Here is a 17,895-nt window from a genome sequence, read left to right on the forward strand (position 1 = left end):
TTGGACTCCATTTATTATTTCGTCTTTTCTTCAAACTCTCTGATCCGTTCCTCGCCGACCCCAATACTTTGAAGCAACAATCTTCTCAGCACAGGTAGCGAGCGGACAGGGTCTGGCTGCCCCGTGTACACCCAGCGCAAGACAATTTCGTTGAGCGCACCCATCCATGCGCAGGCAGCGACTTCGGTGTCCAGTGCAGGAATGCTTCCATCTGTAACGGCCTCATCAAGATTTTTTCTAATGATTTTGATGAACCTGTCATTGACGGCGCGGCGTTTTTCCTCGAAGGTCAATCCCAGCCCCGTAGCTTGCACTAACGCGATCTTTGCCAGTCCGCGATATTGGCCGAAAGTCTCCAAACAGACGCGAAGAGCCAAGTCAACCCGCGCCATGCCTGATGTTTCGGAGGCGAGGCGATTGTGCAGTTGCTTCTCGAGCAGGTTAGCAAAGGAATCCACTAAAGCAAGGAAAATATCCTGCTTGCTGGGGAAGTAGAAATAGAACGATCCCTTGGATGTATTGGACTCGCTGACGATATCGTCCACTTTGGTGTCGTGGTAGCCTTTGCTGGCAAAGACAGCCACGGCGGCTTCGAGAATCCGCTCGCGAGTTTCGTGGGTTGGGTCAGGGGTGTTGGGCTTCATAAGTCATAAACCGACTGGTCAGTCTATGCAGGTTAGGATAGTGGAAGCAAAAAGCCACGTCAAGTGACGTGGCTCATATAAAACCAGATGACAGTCACTTCTTAAAAGTGACTGTCTTATTTATACTAAGTTGCTGTCTTGAAATAGATAGAACCGTGTCACCCTGAGGGAGCGTGTTCTCCGCGACTGAAGGGTCTCCGTTCATGGAGTCAGAGATGCTTTGGGGGCAGGGAAGAGCGCCCCTTAGCATGACACAACAGATTTAGTTAACTCTGCGCGAACGTATCGATCAGCAATTTGAAATTCCCGCCGACGGGGTAAAGAATGGGGCAAGTACAGCCGCGTTTGACATATTCCGCTACTTTGGCGCGCGCTTCGGCGGGTGTGCCTGAAGCGGTGATCTTATGGACTAACTCGTCCGGGACGAAATGCTTGGCCTTGTTGATCTGTTCCTTCGTGGCAGGCCATCCCAATGTTGCCTGAATATTGGAGATGACTTCCTGCGAGACATTCGAAGCCTTGGCAATGTGTGGCTGTTGGGCAAGATACTGGCAAAGCAATTCCTTGGTGTATTCAATCGCCTTGTCGTGATCTTCATCGACTGAGCAGACGATCAACTGAGGGCGATCAATATCTTCGATTTTACGCCCAGCTTTTTCGGCGCCTTTTTCTAGTAACTCCATCGCCTTATCATTATATTCAGGGGCGACGCAGTAATTCAGCACACAACCATCTGCGATCTCGCCAGTCATTTCCATCATCAGGTCGCCAGTCGCGCCGATCATGATCGGAATATTGCGTGGTTCGCGACGACCATGGACTACGTCCAATTCAATATTATCCACGTGATGGAATTCACCGTGGAAGGTGACACGTTCCATATTTAACAAGCGGCGCATCACTTCAACTGTTTCGCGCATGGCAAGCAGGGGTTTTCTTCGGTCAATGCCAACGTTCTTCGCCAGCGGGTCCCACCATGCGCCAATTCCACAGATAATGCGATTCGGAGCGAGATCATCCAGGGTCAAGAATGTGGCGGCAAGCAGGCCAATATTGCGCGTCCAGTTATTGATCACACCTGAACCGACCTTGATCCTGTTCGTCACAGCGGCGTAAGCAGCCATCGGCACGATTGCATCGCGCACCAATCGAGATTCCGCCTGCCACACGGCTTCAAAGCCTTTTTCTTCTGCGTATCTGGCATATTCCAATCCATCGCGCAGGTCATGAGAATCCTGTAAATAAAGTGCAACGCGTTCGCTCGTCATAGCATTCTCCTTGGATGAAGTATTATTCAGAAGACCCTAAAGGTCTCCTTGATTATTGTAGTCACATACTAGGTTTGGATATCCCGCCATTCAGCATCATGTTTTATGGGAAAGACCTTTAGGATCTGGCAGGCTGGGATAAAAAAATTTTGCCACAGAAAACGTAAACTTCATAGGGTTTCCGTTTCTGTGGCAAACTGCATGTCTATACTTTTGCAGCTTCCAGCTTTCGTATTAGTTCCAGGTCTTCGGGCAAGTCCAGGTCAAGGCCCAATGATGGAAGCTCAACGATTTCCAATTTTGCTCCTGCTTTTGTTACGCGGTCACAATGACGTTGAAAGGAACCTTCGCCAAAGTCATATTCGATCAAGCCCGCAGGAACCATCAGTAGTGCATTTGTCCCTTTGCCATGCCTGTCAGGTGCAATAACTACCACGGGTGGTTTGGCGGCGCGGTCAATTAGGGTAAGCACATCTTCAGCAGTGAGCAAAGGCAGGTCAGCAGGCAGGATCAAAACACCCTGCGTAGCATGTACCTGTGCTACCACCGTAGCACGCGCCAATGCTGTATTCAAATGTGGTTGACCATCCTCCTGGACCGTCTTCGCACCGTGGTTGCGTGCGATGGTCAGCGCGTGAGGGTCACGGCTTACCACCAATACCTGATCCAATTCCTTCAAGGATGAGAGCGTCTTTAACGTTCGCTCCAATAACTCCTGATTTAGTACTGTTCTTTCATCTTCCGTAAGCGCTCCCGCCAGACGGGATTTCCCTCGTCGCAGCGGTTTGACCGGCACAATGGCCCAAAGTGTCATATTTATAAACTCCCAATAAAGCTTAGCACATCCATCGCCAGGCGAGTGCGATCTGTAAGGTTATTCATAAGTGTATCTGTTATCAGGGTTTTTACATTAAAATTTTTCACCTCGTTTTCCATGGATGAGTCCGTATTGTCTAACACGAAACCAGTCAGGATGTTGCGATAATGCCTCGCAACCGCTAATGCCGAAGGCTCATTGCCTAATTCAGTATACATTTTTGCAGCAGGTCCTTTCACTGTTTTTCCACCGATGATCGGCGAAACAGCCACAATGGGTTTACCCTCACCTCTTCGTCTCTCTTCCCTTGGGAGAGGGGTAGGTGTGAGGGGGGTGACTTTCAGAATCGGATCGATACTCACCCAGGGATTAGATGGGCAAATGACCACTGCATCCGCCTCATCAATCGCTTCGTACGCGCCGATAGCTGGCTCTGCAACTTCGACTCCGTCAAACCGAAAGCCTTTCACCTTCGGCTCACAGCGTCTGTGGACGAAATATTCCTGAAATGCCATTTCACCTTCATCTGTGTTGACTATGGTTCTCACAGGCGAATCGGACATAGGCAAAATTGTGTGTTTGATTCCCCAGGCTTTGCAGAAGTCTCGCGTAATTTGAGAGAGCAATTGGCCCTCCTTTAATCTTCTTGTTCTTTCAAGGTGTGTGGCTATATCCTGATCACCTAAGCGAAACCACGCAGGCCCGCCAAGCTTTTCGATATTTGCAATCGTATTCCACGTTTCATCAGCTCGTCCCCAACCAGTTTCAGGGTTGGCCAAACCCGCCAGCGTATAACAGACAGTATCGAGGTCGGGACAAATGGTTAAACCTAAATGCTCAAAGTCATCGCCAGTGTTGACGATGATGGTCAAATCTTCGGGTGCAAGGATTTGGGCGAGTCCGTGTGCCAATTTCGCACCACCGACTCCGCCCGCAAGAGCGACGATTTTCATTTGGATTTACCTTTTTAGAATGGCGTACAAGAGCAAGAGTAAAACCAAATACCACCACAGTGATGGCAAGTAAGACCACCATGGTTGCAGTTGGGCCTTGATAAGATCGCGGGGCATCGGCTCAGTCGGAAGATTCTTATTTCCTAGTATTATTCGAAGGAGTAAATAAGCGGGCTGCCAGCGCGTGAGGAATGGAAACACAAACATCATAATGAAAAATGTATCGAAGAAAAGGCTACTTCTAAAGGTAATTGTTAATCCAATTCCTGCAATTAGCCAAATAATGATTGCGCAGCCCAATCTGAAAAATTCTCTCATACTGAGATTTGCGTAATATTGTTTTTTCCATTCATCCATTTTGCTTTCCATAGGTTATACCGTCTTTATAATCCCGTTCAACGGTTTTCTCTTCCTAACTTCTGGCCTATCCATTGGATACCCTATAAAATACATAGCCTGGGGTTCCCAGGTATCGGGTAAATTAAGTGCTTTTTGTACTACATTCGGCGCAAATAGCGGACTACATACCCATACACTTCCCAATCCCTCGGCGTGTGCGGCGAGCAATAATTGCATGCCCGCATTCGCAACGGATTGAGTTGCAATGATGTATTCCGCTTTTTTACGGCGGGTATCTGGGTACTCATCCATTTCGCTCATGTCCACACATAGGATGATGACAACTGGTGCGCCTGTGATTCTTTCGCGTGATTTGTTTACGCGCTTTGCAATTTCTTCAACTGCAAGATGATCTCTTTCAAGGTCGTGTTGAAATTCCTCTGCCATTGCATCTGCAAGTTTTGTTTTGACAGATAAGTCCGTAAGTACGGCAAATCTCCAGGGCTGTCGGTTATGGGCGGAGGGGGCAAATGTGGCAGTGTGGAGAATCTCTCTTAGAACGGAATCAGGTACAGGATCCGTTTTGAAGCGGCGGATTGAGCGTCGAGTCCGCAGGAAGGTTTGGAGATTATCCACGTCTAATGGGCGTCAATTTTTAATGGCTGAATTTTATACGTTACCCGCTGTTCATTCGGTCTTCGTGAATCATATTTTTCGGTACCTCTGTATTTGAATGAGAGCGCATCAATATGCTCATCTGCGCCCTTTGTGGTGTAGTCAATGACCTTGCCTTTAATTTGCAGGTAGCGATAAGGGTCGGCAGGATCGGCGATGCACAAAGCAACATTTGGACGGGCACGCATGTTTTTATCCTTGATGCGGCCTGCGGCGGAATTGATGAGAATATGCTCGCCATCGGTGTTGAACCAAACGGGAGTGACTTGCGGCGTGCCATCTTTCATGGTGGTGGCGAGATAAACGTAAGCCTTCTTTTCATCAGCAAGAAGGTCTTTGTAAGTCTCTGGGACTTTTAGCATGTATTAAGCCTCGGGATTTTGGATGTATAGCGTTTTCATGGCTTGGCCGTGGAAGTTGAGGATGATGTCCGTGTCTTGTGTGGTGCAGCCCAAAAGAATTTTGATTTCCATATCGCGTTTGAGTGTATCAAACGTGCATAAGATTCCTGTTAGTATTTTGTTTTCAAGTGAACCGATCCAACATCAATTCCGCCGCCGTCGCTGGCGGTTGTGTTTTCGATATCTGTCATCGAAAGAGATCCTGTTCTTTGGGTCTAATCAATTCTTTGATCGAGCCTTCCTTCAAATCATATGGAAATCCGCGCACATGCACAACTGGCCTTCCCTCGGAAGCCTGCCCCATCACCAGCGAAGCAGCGGCTGCGAGTTCATCTGCTGCGCCAATGATTGTGACGCGCAAGGTGTACCCAAACAAATCCTTGTCGCCACGCTTATCCACCAGGCCAGGGACGCCAGACATGCCAATCGCCACGCCCACAGTGCCATTACGCCAGGCGCGTCCATGCGAATCGATGATCACAACGCCGACGTGTTTTCCAGTTTTGGATTCAATTTCCCTGCGGATCAATGCGCAAGAGCGATCTGGGTCTTCAGGAAGAAGCAGTACCCACTCCTCAGCCGAATCCCCACTCCCTGCCACGTTGGAATGATCTATGCCCGCATTGGCACAAATAAAGCCAAGCTTATGCTCAACAATGATCGTGCCGACACGAGTGCGCAAGACCTCATTGCTTTCCTGTAACATGAGTTCAACGACCCGTGGGTCTTTTTCAGTTTGCTGTGCAAGTTCAATGGCGCGAGCGGTCGGCGTGACTGTTGCAAGATTTACCTTGCGTCCTTCTGCTTTGCTGACGATCTTTTGGGCAAAGACGAGGATATCGTTATCCTGCAATTCCAGGCCTGTATTATGTAACGCGTTAAGAACAATATCCGCCAAGTTGTCATCTCGGCGGATCAACGGAATGTTATTGAGTGGAGTGAGTATTAGGGACATAATGCGTGATGCGTAATACGTAATGCATAAAATATTTTACGCATTACGTATTACGATTTATTCTTTGCGCCTGTGATCTTGATGCCGGCATGGGTTGAGCCATATTTTTTATTAATACCGATCAACACACTGGTCAGGCCTTCAACGACCACGGAATTTTCAAGAGGGCCAGCATCCCAGCCTTTGAGACCTGCGGCTTCCACGAGTTTGATTGTCTCGGCGCGGGCTTCCTTGCTTGTGCCAGTTACAAGCACGTCGCAATCCACATCTGCGCTGTCCATCAGGTGTTCGTGCGAAATATTTTGAAAGGCCGAGCAAACTTGCACACCTTCGCCAACGATCTCCTTCGCTTCCTGTGCGGCGGAACCAGCTGCAGGCATTTGCACAGTAGAAACCTTCGGGGGTTTGAGCGGCACGGTCACATCGATAAGAATCTTTCCCTGCAACTCAGATTTGACCGATTCAAGCGTATCATGATGCGCAGAATAAGGTACTGTGAGCACGGCGATATTCGCTTCCTTCGCCGCCTCAACGTTGCTCAACCCGGTGACGAAGACTCCATCCCCAAGCATTTCTCTGATCTCATTTGCAGCAGCGACGGCTTTTTCAGCAGTGCGTGAGCCAATAAACACACGATAGCCCGCGCGTGCCCAGCGATAGGCAAGCCCTTTGCCCTCTTTACCCGTCCCACCCAACACTGCAATGGATAACAATAACTGCGTATCGTTCATGAACTCTCCCGAATTAAATGGCTTTATAAAACTTTTGATACTTCTTCTATATACTTTTGCCAGACACGCGGTGCGATCTCTCTGGCACGTGCGGCAATTTCACCTTCATCCAAAGTGAGCAGTTTGCGGTCTTTCATCAAAACCTTGCCTGCCACGATGGTTGTTGTGATCATGCTTTGCTGAAAACCAAAGATGATGTGCCAGGGCAGGTTGCCATCCGTCAACGGAGTGAAGGGTTGGTAATCTACAAAGATCAAATCGGCCACTGCGCCGGGAACAAGCTGTCCGATGGGTGCGGATGGGAAGAATAAATTGGCAAGCGCGGCGTTGTTGTAAACTGCCATTTGCGTTACATCATATCCACCCATTCGACGCGGGTCACGGTGATGGACTTTATGCAGGAGGTAAGCCGTCTTCCACTCCTCCCACATGGCGTTCGAGAAGCCGTCATTTCCCAAACAAACGTTGATGCCCATCCTCATCATGGATTCGATCTCGGCCACGCCCACACCGTTGTTCATATTCGAACGCGGCTGGTGGGTAAGCCATGTGCCAGTCTCCTTCAAGATTTCCATTTCACGTGCGTCAAAATGGACTCCATGCGCGGTAATGGTTTTTGAGCCGAGAATATTGTGCTTTTGCAAACGATCTATCACCCGCATATTGCTTTTTGCAAGGCTGTTGTATTCATCTTCTTCATGTTCGGCAGTGTGGATGTGGAAGCCAATTCCCTCCGGTACGGCAGCGCGGCAAGCTTGCAGGGTGGCGCCGGAAAGCGTCAGACTGGCGTGCAGGCCAAAGGTCCCGGCCAGACGCGGATGTGGTTCAGATGCAAGCTTTCTTAAGAAGCGTACGTTTTCGTTAATCCCCGCATTGGCTTTTTCACTTCCATCGCGGTCAGTGACTTCATAGCAAAGCACGGCTCGCAACCCGCTTTTATCAACTGCATCGGCGATCACGTCCAGTGAGCCGTCAATAAAATTTGGGGAGGCGTGATGATCTATCAGCGTTGTGGTTCCATGCTTGATCGCATCCACGAGGCAAACCAGCGCAGAATAGCGGACAGCTTCCGCATCCAGCGAACGGTCAAGCGGCCACCACAACTTTTGAAGGATCTCAGGGAAATCTTTTGGCGCCGGGCCAGGAATCGCCATGCCCCGCGCGAACGCGCCATAAAAGTGAGTGTGTGCGCAGATATTGCCGGGCATCACATACTGCCCGTTTGCGTCGGTTGGTTTAGCTTTGGGATATTTTGTAGTCAGCGACTTGGTCGTGCCGATCTCCTTGATATGACCGCCTTCAATATAGATCGCGTGATTTTGCAGCACGCGATTCGGAGATTCCCAGGTAATGATGTTTGCATTTGTGATTAGCATGGTTAACCAAATCCGTATTGACTGGGATGGGGGAGCTTTGCTCCAGAAGCGCCGATTTCCCAGAGGGTATTGAATGCGGCTTCGCGCAGTTCAGGATCATCTCTATACATGGCGTTATATAACTGTGTTATCACGCCTTCGTTTGGTGTGTATTTCAAGTAGGGTAGGGCCGCGAGACGATATTCCTCTTCATCGCTTTTGAGCGCCAACAGGAGGATGTCTGTGGCTGGCACGCCGGGGGAAACTCCCATGCCTTGCTTGCCGGCAAACTCGATCAGCCATGGGGATTCAGATGGAGCTTTGAGTTTACGCGGTGCGCGTGAAGTTGCGCTTGCTCTTGCATCCAATACTTCAGTAGCGGCGTTGCGTACCACCCATTGATCATCGTCCACTTGCATTTTTTGCAGGATCTCAACTGCCCAGGGTTCGTTGATGCGGCCAAGCCCATACATGACTGCGCGGCGCAAAAGGATGTCGTTTAATGTAACGCCGTCACGAAGCATGGCGTAACCTTCTTTTGGATCATTGGCCAGCGCTTCACCAGCGGCGCGGCGAATATCTTCGTCTCCATTAAGCAGAGTATGCGCAACGGATTCGAGAGCCTCGTTCGTACCAACTGCTACCAGCGCCATACAGGCAGCCCGTCGAACCGACAGGCTGGGGGCATCCATTGCATTTTCAAGTACCTTGACTGCCTTAGCATCGTGCATCGCGCCTGAGCCTAATACGGCAAGCTGAACAAGCTCAAATGAAAGTGAAGTTCCAAATTGACGGAATAATGTTGCTGCACTGGGATCATTGCTGAAAACGAATGCTGCCATGGCTTGTCCGCGCAGGCCGAGAGGAATATCTTCGGTTTGCATGATGGCCGCTAAGGTTCCAAATAGTTTCCCGCGCCAGGGGGCGTTGCGGGGTGCATCTCTCAGCCAGCGTGCTGCTGCAAAAAGCGGACGATGCATTGGCAGGCGCGAAAATTCCATCATGGACTGAACCAATTTGCTGGCATCTCCATGAGCCGCAAAATAACGCATGGCGAGATATTTACCTGACCAATCTGGCTGGTTGAGAATGGTCTCTTCGGCGTTGTAATTTGTGAGCGCATGACCTGCCAGATACCCGGCGAAGACTGGATGTATAAAACGCATTTTATTATTGGGGTATGTGACCAGTAATCCGCTGGAAGCCATTTTGCCGAGCAAGCCCGAGGTGGGCGTGGCAACAACTTTTTCGATCTTTTTTGCCCTTTTGGGTTTTGCCTCTTCTTTTGCTTCATCGGAGGAAGGTTCAGATGATTCGTCCTCAGGTTTTTCTTCAGCAACTTCAAAAGACTTGACCCATTCGCGCGCCTTGCGAGGATCAAAGACGGGTTGTGAGCTTAATACCACCTGCATGGCAAGTGTTTCCAACGCAGCCAGTGGTGTATTGGCAGGTGCAATTCTGCGGATATGAGTTGCGATGGCCTCAAGCACATGCGGCCCCAGGCTGTCACCGGCGTATGCGCCCCAGGCTTTGAGGGTCAACTCCAGGGGAGATAAATTTGAATTGTCGGCACTCAGCCAAACGTTAAGTAAGAGCGAGTCCACTTGCTCGGGGCCAGTTTGGGCAAAGGCTTCCATCGCAACAGTTTGAGACCACAATTGACCCCATTGTTCGATGAATTTTTCATTTTGTTGTGTAGACCAAGTGCTAAGCGCCAATGTTGCAAAACCAAAAGAGATCAATCCATCCAAATATTCTGGGGCGCCGGTGGTAACGATGCGGGTCCTGGGATAATTCTGCGCGATGATCTTGAAGTATTCTGTAATGACCTGCTGGCTTTCGGGAGGAATTTCATCAAAACCATCCACGAGCAGGAGGGCATTTCCGTTCTTGAATGTGTTCTTGAAAAAATCAGGCAGCTTGCCGAGATCGAACATGGGTGCATGTTCAGAAGCCGCTTCGATGAGGGGAGTTAGCGCATCTTTTGGATCTACGATGGGAAGTTTAAGATCAGCCACGTGGACGAGGAATGGAACCACGTCCTTTAACGCTTCCAGCTTCTCGCTTCGATTCGCGGCCAGAGATGCGAGGTGCGCGAGTGCCACTGTCTTGCCGACGCCGGGCTGACCGATGATGACAATGTTTGCATTGCCTGATAAAGCCTGTGAAAGGGTTAAAGTAGGGGTGTGATAGGTGGCGGCGATTTCGGGCCAGGTAGGGAGGTAAGGCAGGGTTTGAGAAATAATATCTTCAAATTGTGGTGGGATGCCAGGTTCCACTCTAGGTGGAGGGGCAATGACCAGAGGTTCCTGGATGATTTCATCTAAGGCGAAGAGTTGAGCGGCCAGGTGCATCCCCTGTGCGCGGCGCAATGTGATGCGGCGATGGTTTTCTTCAACAGAGCTTGTTTTGCGTGTCTGGGCAGCTTCGCGTTGTTCTGCCAGGCTAGTTCGTATCTCAGTCCAAATGGGGCGTGCACGCGAAACCAGCAGCCAGAAAATGGATGCAGCAATGAAGCCGAGGAAGAATGAAAAGGGATCGATAAGAGTCTGAAACATGACCGGTCTTTAGTTCGCGAATAGGATACGTCCGCAGGAGGGGCAATTTACCAATTGTTTCTGTGAGCGCGCATTTTGTTGAATGGATGCGTTCAATATTGTGCCACAGGAGACACAGGCATTGTCGTTGATCTCCGCCACAGCCACGCCACGTTTTTGCTGGCGGAGTCCTTCGTAAATTTCAAGCAAATGGATTTCAATGGGGGCGAGCGCGGCCTCACGTTCTTCTGTGAGCCTTTCGATCTGCATCATAAGAGCCGATTGTTCCTCGATCAATTTTCCATGTTCACTGCCGAGTCTTGCTTTTATTTTTTCAAGTTCGGTTCTAGCAGCTTGCAACTCACCTTCGGCAGTTTCCGCTTTCATCATGGCTTCAAGCTGACGTTCTTCGAGCGTGGCAAGATGTTTTTTTAAAGAGGCTACATCTTTTTGCAGGTCTTGTAATTCTTTGGGATTTTTAACACCGCCGCCGTATAAGCTGGATTCGGCTTGTTCTATCTTTATCTTTTGTGCATCCACTTCGGCTTCGGCATTTTTCATTTCATTCTGGACGCGATGATTATTGGTTTGAGCGGTTTCCACTCGGTTTAAGGCTTCTTTTAGCTCAATGTCATTTTCAAGTGTTTTTTGAATTGTGTCCAATTGCGCGCGGGCGCGGTCAATCTGACGGTCCACTTGCTGCAGGCGGTAAAGTCCCAATGATGCACTCATATTTGAATTATATACGAAGTATCAAAAAATAACCCGTTTTCGCGCCTGTGACGGAAAACAGGTGGTCTTATCATTGAGTTGTAATGTTGAAATAATTGTATACGGCTTGTGTCAGGTTCACGATTAGGGGATTGGTGATATCCCAGATGTTTTGGACAGGATGATAAGTGTATATCGAAAGCACAAAGTTTCCGCCCGGGGAGTATACAATGCCGACATCACTTGTATCGTGCATGATGCCGTCCCTCGAAAGGACGTAACCATGCTTGTGCGGCACGAGCGTTCCATCTGGAACGCCACCCTGAATGAGCGAGCCAAGTTTATCCTGCGCCATGAAATCGATCAGGAGTTGGCAGGTATCCGGGCTCATTTTATCCGGGAAGGCTGCCACGAGTGCTCCGCCTCCGTTTTGCGCACATTGATAAATATCCGCGAGCAGAATGCCCATTTCAGATGGTGTTGTTTGTGAATAAGGGTCTGGGTCGGTAAATACATCGTCTCTTTGGTTACCGGGGGTTAAGTGATTGGGTAATAAGTTCGGCGCGCCAAGGAAGAACATGCCTCCGAGATATGTGCTATCCAGGCCGATTGATTGCATATCCTGGGTCACAATGATGGGGCCGTTATTTTCGTCGATTCGTTCGAGCACAAGGTCAGTTGCTGAGTTATCAGACCTGCCAAGCACGCGCGAGATAATATCTGTTGTAGTGGCATCGAGTTGGCTTCCGCGGTTGATCAAGTAAGATGCAATGATCGGAACCTTGATGGTGCTGGAGGCTGTGAAGGCAATATCCGGCTCGGTTGAAATTTCCTGTTTGTTGTCTATTGCAAAATGGATTTCCTGCCCGGATTGCAGATCCATCATGAAGAAGCCGATCAGGCCGTCGAAATTGGATACGGTCACGATTTGTTTAAGCAGGATCTCGAGGTTTTCAATTGTAGGTCTTGCGGCAGAACTACGTGTAAAAGAAAGCGCTATCGAGCGGTTGGTTGGCGACTTTAATGAATCGGTAATGAGCAGAACAGCGCGGTCAAGGTCAAGAGTCTGCCCGGGTGCGCCGGGCAGAAAGGAGGTCCCGCCCGGAACCGGTTGTGCGGGGCCAGGCGGCTGATCGTAGCGCGCGGCAATTTCGTTTTGCAGATATTCCCGCAAGCGGTCTTCCGAGATCGAAGAACTTAATGGAATTTGCGTCTCAGGCGGAGTGCGGTTCCAGATGTAATCCCAAAATCCGCCCCAGAAAAAACCGCCTGTGCGGCTCAAATCAGCGGCGGCGAGCATGGTTTCAATATCCACCTCAAACCCAACTGCGTTTGGATCAATATGGATGACTGCTTCGTCATAAACGGCTTCAATGGGCGATGTATAAACTTCAAGCAGTCTTTGAGATGCCTGCGCCGGGTTCAGCCCACCGACAGACACACCGGCAATCGTCATGCCGGGCGGGTAACTATTTCTTTGACGGCTGTAACTGATTAGGGAAGTGATTGTAAGTACGAGCGCGGCTGTCAGGAATAAAATGGAAACACCCCGAAGGATGGTGTTGGTATTGCGATTTCTCACACGGCCTCCAAAATAATGACGAAAATCACATAAAAAGTATAACACACCAAAATTGAGTGCCTGTGCTAGAATAAGTTGAACATAAGAGATATCACCTCACTCCTAAGGATGGATATGCTGCGCTCTTTTCTCATCTACCTCTCCAAAGCCGCCTGGGCACAAAAACTTGTAACGAGTTGGGGATTTGCCTGGCGCACTGCATCCAGATTTGTAGCGGGGACAAAACTTGAAGACGCCATGCGCGTCGTGCGTGAATTGAATGCAAAAGGGATCAATGCGACTCTAGACCACCTCGGTGAACATACGAATACTCCCGAAGAAGCCCAGCAAGCCACAGATGACATTTTCGCGACTCTGGACGCGCTGGGAGTTGACTCTGCTGCGAGGGGCAACGTCTCCATCAAGCTGACTCAGATCGGCCTCGGCCTGGACGAAAGCCTGTGCGCCCAAAATCTTGAACGCATCCTCGCTCGCGCAAAACAGAACAACACCTTCGTCCGCATTGATATTGAAGACACTCCCTATACAGATAAAACCATAAACATATATTACGCCATGCGCGAAAAGGGATATGAAAACGTAGGCATGGCTGTGCAGTCCTATCTATTCCGTGCTGAAGCGGATACACGCCGCATGGCGATGGATGGCACACGGGTGCGCTTGGTGAAGGGCGCTTACAAAGAACCACCCGACAAAGCTTTCCCTAAAAAAGTGGATGTGGATGCGAACTATGATCTGCTTGCAAAAATTTTGATCGATGCCTCCCTTGAAAATCACTCGAAATTATCTGACGATGGCCGCGTGCCTCCCATCCCCGCGATTGCATCTCATGATGAGAAGCGGATTGCTTTCGCCAAGTCCTATGCGGATAAAGCTGGCCTGCCTCAAAACGGACTTGAGTTCCAAATGCTCTATGGCATCCGCCGCGATTTGCAGGAGCAGCTTGCTAAACAAGGTTATCCTGTGCGCGTTTATGTCCCCTTTGGCACACATTGGTATCCCTACTTTATGAGGCGTCTCGCCGAGCGACCTGCAAATATTTGGTTCTTTATTACAAATTTCTTTAGGGGATAAAAGGTCGAGAACTCGGAAGTCTAGCAGACTTCCGAGTTCTTTTTATTTAGAAATTCAGGCATCACTCTCAGAAAAAAGCACCAACCAACACCTATCATCCCCAGCCAGTAATCCCAATCCACTCCTTGACGGTTTTTCACATGGCTCTGCGTCGAAGGTATTTGCTATCTCTGATGCACTAGGTGAAAAATAAGCGATCACTTCGCAATGCAGGCGGCCTTCTGATTCATGCCGAGTAAACACAGCCATATCCGCGGGCTTTCCTGCTGATTTAAAAAGTGGCAGAAATGCCTCGCGGATTTCTTCGGAGGGTTCATTTGCCATCATGCCGTCACCGATGGCTTTATGAAACCAATTTTCAAGCATCAAATGTGTTCCTTCAATTGGTCATAAAATATTTCTACCGATCGTGTAACGCTTTGCCCCAAAGCCGCCACTTCTTTTTCTTGTATGACTCTTATCATCATAGTTCCTACTTTGGGATAAGTCCATTCCAAAAGAAGGCTGCTCCGTGGTTCTAGTGCAATATTGCCACTTTGGTCTAAATAACAAATATATAGTGGCGCTCGAAATATGATAGTAGGCATCCCAATATAGGCCAGCGGCTTTGTTTCTGTTCCATTAGGTGATAAAAAGGTTGTTACTTTGTCGGTATATAGCTTTGAAAAGTAATATGATGCTTTGACGACTGACATTATTGCTTCAAAAGCTGCATCCCTTTTTTTGTCATCCTTGTGAATTTGCTTTAATGCATAGGCAGTTGGATATTGCTGAGAGAAAACAGGTATATCATTACCGAGCCTTCTTTGTTTAACGATATTTAGAATCTTGAGTCCAAGAATATTACAAGGTACCCAGAATTCCACGGGGGATTTTAATACATCGTTGTATGTGAAAGCCACGATGGGCTGTTCAGAATATTTACACTCAATAATTGCTTGAAGTAATAGAACATTCTTGTTTTCGACAATAGACTTTGTCAATATGTCGATCTCTCTTGCGTCACCCGAGTCTGGATCCTCATAGTTTGATCCATGTACATATCCCAGGCCTTGCGCAAATAATGATCTGGCCACTACCATTTCTAACGGATAACCCTGCTTATCCAACCAGTCTTTGATGCGCTTTACATGATCGTCCAGTACATTCATACATGGCTCCCTGAAAATTTCAAATAGAATTGCTCAAGCTGAATTGTGGAGTTCCGAATATGGAAATTATATACGTCTTTACTTAACTTGTGTAAAGCTCCGCCATATATTCCATTTGCGTTTACAATTTATGTGTGATCCAACCTCTTGCTCTCGTTACCGGTTCTGGACATCGCCTCGGTAAAGCCTTTGCCCTCTCCCTTGCCAAAATGGGATATTCGATTGCCCTACATTATCGCGGCTCTGCAACCGAAGCCAGGCAGACGGTGCGCGAGATCAAGGCCATGGGCGTGGATTGTTTTGAAATCCGTGCTGACTTAACCGTACCCACAAAGATCGATTTCTTATTTTCATTGGTGGATCAATTCAGCTCACCGTTGAAAGTATTGGTTAATTCCGCAGCGATCATGCCTGTAGGCAATCCACGTGATCTTGATATCAAGGATTGGGATTCTGCTCTCGACCTCAACCTGCGCGCCCCTTTTCTGCTTGCGCAACAAGCCGCTCAACGAATGGCGCAGGGCGGATTGATCGTTAACGTCACAGATATTGGCGCGCAGAAAGCCTGGAGTCGCTACCCATCTTATACAGTCAGCAAGGCTGCATTGGAATCGCTTACCAAACTTCTGGCACGTGCCCTCGCGCCGCAGATTCGTGTCAATGCTATTGCGCCAGGACTGGTCTTGCCTTCGGACGTGGTCACACCTGAACAATGGGATAAACTTGTTGCTAAACTGCCTCTGAAACGCGCCGCTACTTTGGATGAGATCACATCCGCTCTCGAATTTCTCATCAAAAACGAGTATATTACCGGCCAGACCATTGTTGTTGATGGCGGCTATTCTTTGACATAAAACCTCTGGTGGTTGAGTAGCCACGAGCGATAGTGAGTGCCGTACACTTGCACCCACTGTGTTCTGTGCAGTGCGGTGTCGAAACCACTAATAAATAGTAAGCATAGAATAAAAAATATTTCTACAATTGGTGGTTTCGATACAGACGAGAAGAACACTCGTCTTACTCAACCACCGTCGGTATTAGTAAAACAATGACTTCCAAAAAACCCCTCCTCACTGATCTACTGTTCTCTATTCTCTTAATACTTTCCACTGTCTATTACGCTTTCAACTACATCAACTTCAATATCCCTCCTTTTGAAGATGCGGCCATGCTCATGCGCTATGCCCAGCATCTCGCGGGCGGATACGGTATAGTCTGGAACATTGGTGGTCAGCCTGTAGATGGCGCAACGGATTTTCTTTTTATGATCGCCTCGGCTGGGTTCATCAAGCTTGGGCTTACGGTTGGGCAAGCTGTGCGCGGCATTAGTTTTGCATCACATATCCTGACCGTCCTCATCGTCTATTGGACCAATCGCCGCATCAACAATGCAAACATTCCTCTTTCATTCCTAAGCGGACTTTATCTCGCTGTTGGCACTGGACTCTCCTATGTATCCGCCTATTTCGGGACGCCTTTCTTTGCCCTCGCCGCCGCTTCCACCTGGACTTTGGGCTTGCTCCTGATTAAAAAAGAGAATCCAAACTTTTGGCTCTCTCTCGCCTTCGCCCTAAGCGGACTGGTCACTGGGTTGATTCGCCCTGAGGGAGTTATCCTCGCTTCGCTGATGCTGCTGTCTGTCATCGTCATGCGCGGACTTAAGAAGTCCATATCCATCATCATAATTTTCGGCGTAGTTTTCCTCGCACTAGGTGGCGCATATTTTCTGTGGAGGTGGGATTATTTCGGTTACCCGCTCCCAAATCCATTTTATAAAAAGGGTGATGAAGGCTGGAAATGGGACTCCTTCCAACATTCCATGTTGAACGCGCTGCGCCTGTGCCTACCTGTGGTCTTCGCATTTATCATTGGCTTCCGCTCGAAAGAGACGATGAAGACTACCATAGCCTACCTCATTCCCATTGTTGGATTTGCGATTGCATTTGGCATGATCTCCGATGAAATGAATTACGGGGCGCGATTCCAATATGCTATTGTGCCGATTGCGCTCATGTCGTGGACTCAGCTTTTAGCTGGTATCAACTTCAATTGGTTGAGTCAATTGTCTGCGCGGCAAAGAAGCGTGTATCTCGTCGCGTTGATTGGCCTGGCGGTGAGTCTCATCTATTATTCCTGGTTCCAGAATTGTTTCCTGGCATTGTATCAACAAGCTTGTGACCGACCTTATGAACGAGATGGCCGTTTGGAAATCGCGAAGATGCTGGCGGACTATCGCGGCAAAGGCTATATGATTGCGACGACGGAGGCGGGCCTGATCCCGTATTATTCGGGCTGGGATGCGATTGATACCTGGGGCCTGAATGATCAGTGGATCGCGCATAATGGCGGCCTGACCGCGGAATATCTTGACCAATACAAACCCGAGATTATCATGTTTCATGATTATTACTCGCCGCTTGTCCCGCCAAAATTGACCGAGCCGAATCTTGCGCAGCGTTGGTTCAGCATGACGATCACAATGAAGGATTATGCCGAGGCGAATGGATATGTTCTCGCGGCGGTCTTCGGTGATAGCCCGTATGACACACATTACTACTATGTGCGCACGGATTTTGAAGACAGTGAAAAGTTGATCGAGAAAATTTCCGAGATGACGAATTATTATTATCCGACAACAGGAAAGCGTTCGATCAATTATGCGAGTTTCCCCGAACCATGATTTTTTAACCGCCAAGCACGCT

The 17,895-nt window shown here is 48.8% G+C and carries 18 protein-coding genes; 3 read left to right on the top strand and 15 right to left on the bottom strand.

Features of this window, described 5'->3' with window-relative positions:
• Positions 1-14: 14 nt before the first annotated feature.
• From AC14M5_RS19080 to AC14M5_RS19140, 13 genes are all read right to left on the bottom strand, one after another.
• Entirely contained in the window at positions 15-644 is a 630-nt protein-coding gene (locus AC14M5_RS19080; protein WP_484031298.1) for a TetR/AcrR family transcriptional regulator, read from the bottom strand.
• A 266-nt stretch (positions 645-910) separates the two neighbouring features.
• The gene (locus tag AC14M5_RS19085; RefSeq protein ID WP_484031299.1) at positions 911-1,912 is read right to left on the bottom strand and encodes an LLM class flavin-dependent oxidoreductase; all 1,002 of its coding nucleotides are present in this window, start codon (positions 1,910-1,912) and stop codon (positions 911-913) included.
• A 205-nt stretch (positions 1,913-2,117) separates the two neighbouring features.
• Positions 2,118-2,726 carry a 2-phospho-L-lactate guanylyltransferase gene (gene cofC, locus AC14M5_RS19090; protein WP_484031300.1) on the bottom strand — a complete coding sequence of 203 codons (609 nt, stop codon included), beginning with the start codon at positions 2,724-2,726 and terminating at the stop codon, positions 2,118-2,120.
• Between the two features lie 2 nt (positions 2,727-2,728).
• On the bottom strand, positions 2,729-3,682 hold the full coding sequence (cofD, locus tag AC14M5_RS19095) for a 2-phospho-L-lactate transferase (RefSeq protein ID WP_484031301.1): 954 nt from the start codon (positions 3,680-3,682) through the stop codon (positions 2,729-2,731).
• Between the two features lie 6 nt (positions 3,683-3,688).
• Positions 3,689-4,039, bottom strand: a complete 351-nt coding sequence (locus AC14M5_RS19100) for a hypothetical protein (RefSeq protein WP_484031302.1) — start codon at positions 4,037-4,039, stop codon at positions 3,689-3,691.
• 15 nt (positions 4,040-4,054) lie between these two features.
• A complete protein-coding gene (locus AC14M5_RS19105) occupies positions 4,055-4,657 on the bottom strand; it encodes a nitroreductase family protein (RefSeq protein ID WP_484031303.1) in 603 nt (200 codons plus the stop codon).
• A 2-nt stretch (positions 4,658-4,659) separates the two neighbouring features.
• Positions 4,660-5,058: a PPOX class F420-dependent oxidoreductase gene (locus AC14M5_RS19110; protein ID WP_484031304.1), complete on the bottom strand. Its 399-nt coding sequence runs from the start codon at positions 5,056-5,058 to the stop codon at positions 4,660-4,662.
• A gap of 226 nt (positions 5,059-5,284) precedes the next feature.
• Positions 5,285-6,052 (bottom strand): coenzyme F420-0:L-glutamate ligase, encoded by a 768-nt coding sequence (cofE, locus tag AC14M5_RS19115; protein ID WP_484031305.1) that lies wholly within the window; start codon positions 6,050-6,052, stop codon positions 5,285-5,287.
• A gap of 50 nt (positions 6,053-6,102) precedes the next feature.
• Entirely contained in the window at positions 6,103-6,783 is a 681-nt protein-coding gene (npdG, locus tag AC14M5_RS19120; protein ID WP_484031306.1) for an NADPH-dependent F420 reductase, read from the bottom strand.
• A gap of 23 nt (positions 6,784-6,806) precedes the next feature.
• Positions 6,807-8,159 carry a putative aminohydrolase SsnA gene (gene ssnA, locus AC14M5_RS19125; RefSeq protein ID WP_484031307.1) on the bottom strand — a complete coding sequence of 451 codons (1,353 nt, stop codon included), beginning with the start codon at positions 8,157-8,159 and terminating at the stop codon, positions 6,807-6,809.
• 2 nt (positions 8,160-8,161) lie between these two features.
• Entirely contained in the window at positions 8,162-10,696 is a 2,535-nt protein-coding gene (locus AC14M5_RS19130) for an NACHT domain-containing protein (RefSeq protein ID WP_484031308.1), read from the bottom strand.
• A 9-nt stretch (positions 10,697-10,705) separates the two neighbouring features.
• Positions 10,706-11,407, bottom strand: coding sequence for a zinc ribbon domain-containing protein (locus tag AC14M5_RS19135; RefSeq protein ID WP_484031309.1), 702 nt, complete (start codon positions 11,405-11,407; stop codon positions 10,706-10,708).
• 70 nt (positions 11,408-11,477) lie between these two features.
• Positions 11,478-12,968 (bottom strand): serine hydrolase, encoded by a 1,491-nt coding sequence (locus tag AC14M5_RS19140; protein WP_484031310.1) that lies wholly within the window; start codon positions 12,966-12,968, stop codon positions 11,478-11,480.
• A 114-nt stretch (positions 12,969-13,082) separates the two neighbouring features.
• Here AC14M5_RS19140 and AC14M5_RS19145 point away from each other — a divergent pair, with 114 nt between their 5' ends.
• Entirely contained in the window at positions 13,083-14,042 is a 960-nt protein-coding gene (locus AC14M5_RS19145; RefSeq protein ID WP_484031311.1) for a proline dehydrogenase family protein, read from the top strand.
• Positions 14,043-14,096: 54 nt separating this feature from the next.
• Here the strand turns inward: AC14M5_RS19145 and AC14M5_RS19150 are convergent, their stop codons facing one another.
• Positions 14,097-14,408 carry a hypothetical protein gene (locus AC14M5_RS19150; RefSeq protein ID WP_484031312.1) on the bottom strand — a complete coding sequence of 104 codons (312 nt, stop codon included), beginning with the start codon at positions 14,406-14,408 and terminating at the stop codon, positions 14,097-14,099.
• Positions 14,408-15,193, bottom strand: a complete 786-nt coding sequence (locus AC14M5_RS19155) for a hypothetical protein (protein ID WP_484031313.1) — start codon at positions 15,191-15,193, stop codon at positions 14,408-14,410. The genes AC14M5_RS19150 and AC14M5_RS19155 overlap by 1 nt, the downstream gene beginning before the upstream one ends.
• A gap of 134 nt (positions 15,194-15,327) precedes the next feature.
• On the opposite strand from AC14M5_RS19155, the gene AC14M5_RS19160 reads away from it, so the two are divergent.
• Both AC14M5_RS19160 and AC14M5_RS19165 read left to right on the top strand, forming a co-directional pair.
• A complete protein-coding gene (locus AC14M5_RS19160; protein WP_484031314.1) occupies positions 15,328-16,047 on the top strand; it encodes an SDR family oxidoreductase in 720 nt (239 codons plus the stop codon).
• Between the two features lie 194 nt (positions 16,048-16,241).
• A complete protein-coding gene (locus AC14M5_RS19165) occupies positions 16,242-17,873 on the top strand; it encodes a hypothetical protein (RefSeq protein ID WP_484031315.1) in 1,632 nt (543 codons plus the stop codon).
• Positions 17,874-17,895: the final 22 nt, after the last annotated feature.

The sequence above is a fragment of the Candidatus Villigracilis sp. genome (genome assembly GCF_057083605.1).

What these genes read in the sequence shown, in the direction of transcription:
- cofE (WP_484031305.1), bottom strand. Translation starts at nt 6,052, where the DNA reads ATGTCCCTAATACTCACTCCACTCAATAACATTCCGTTGATCCGCCGA.
- AC14M5_RS19155 (WP_484031313.1), bottom strand. Translation starts at nt 15,193, where the DNA reads ATGAATGTACTGGACGATCATGTAAAGCGCATCAAAGACTGGTTGGAT.
- AC14M5_RS19145 (WP_484031311.1), top strand. Translation starts at nt 13,083, where the DNA reads ATGCTGCGCTCTTTTCTCATCTACCTCTCCAAAGCCGCCTGGGCACAA.
- AC14M5_RS19130 (WP_484031308.1), bottom strand. Translation starts at nt 10,696, where the DNA reads ATGTTTCAGACTCTTATCGATCCCTTTTCATTCTTCCTCGGCTTCATT.
- cofC (WP_484031300.1), bottom strand. Translation starts at nt 2,726, where the DNA reads ATGACACTTTGGGCCATTGTGCCGGTCAAACCGCTGCGACGAGGGAAA.
- AC14M5_RS19150 (WP_484031312.1), bottom strand. Translation starts at nt 14,408, where the DNA reads ATGCTTGAAAATTGGTTTCATAAAGCCATCGGTGACGGCATGATGGCA.
- AC14M5_RS19100 (WP_484031302.1), bottom strand. Translation starts at nt 4,039, where the DNA reads ATGGATGAATGGAAAAAACAATATTACGCAAATCTCAGTATGAGAGAA.
- cofD (WP_484031301.1), bottom strand. Translation starts at nt 3,682, where the DNA reads ATGAAAATCGTCGCTCTTGCGGGCGGAGTCGGTGGTGCGAAATTGGCA.
- AC14M5_RS19110 (WP_484031304.1), bottom strand. Translation starts at nt 5,058, where the DNA reads ATGCTAAAAGTCCCAGAGACTTACAAAGACCTTCTTGCTGATGAAAAG.
- ssnA (WP_484031307.1), bottom strand. Translation starts at nt 8,159, where the DNA reads ATGCTAATCACAAATGCAAACATCATTACCTGGGAATCTCCGAATCGC.
- npdG (WP_484031306.1), bottom strand. Translation starts at nt 6,783, where the DNA reads ATGAACGATACGCAGTTATTGTTATCCATTGCAGTGTTGGGTGGGACG.
- AC14M5_RS19080 (WP_484031298.1), bottom strand. Translation starts at nt 644, where the DNA reads ATGAAGCCCAACACCCCTGACCCAACCCACGAAACTCGCGAGCGGATT.
- AC14M5_RS19165 (WP_484031315.1), top strand. Translation starts at nt 16,242, where the DNA reads ATGACTTCCAAAAAACCCCTCCTCACTGATCTACTGTTCTCTATTCTC.
- AC14M5_RS19135 (WP_484031309.1), bottom strand. Translation starts at nt 11,407, where the DNA reads ATGAGTGCATCATTGGGACTTTACCGCCTGCAGCAAGTGGACCGTCAG.
- AC14M5_RS19085 (WP_484031299.1), bottom strand. Translation starts at nt 1,912, where the DNA reads ATGACGAGCGAACGCGTTGCACTTTATTTACAGGATTCTCATGACCTG.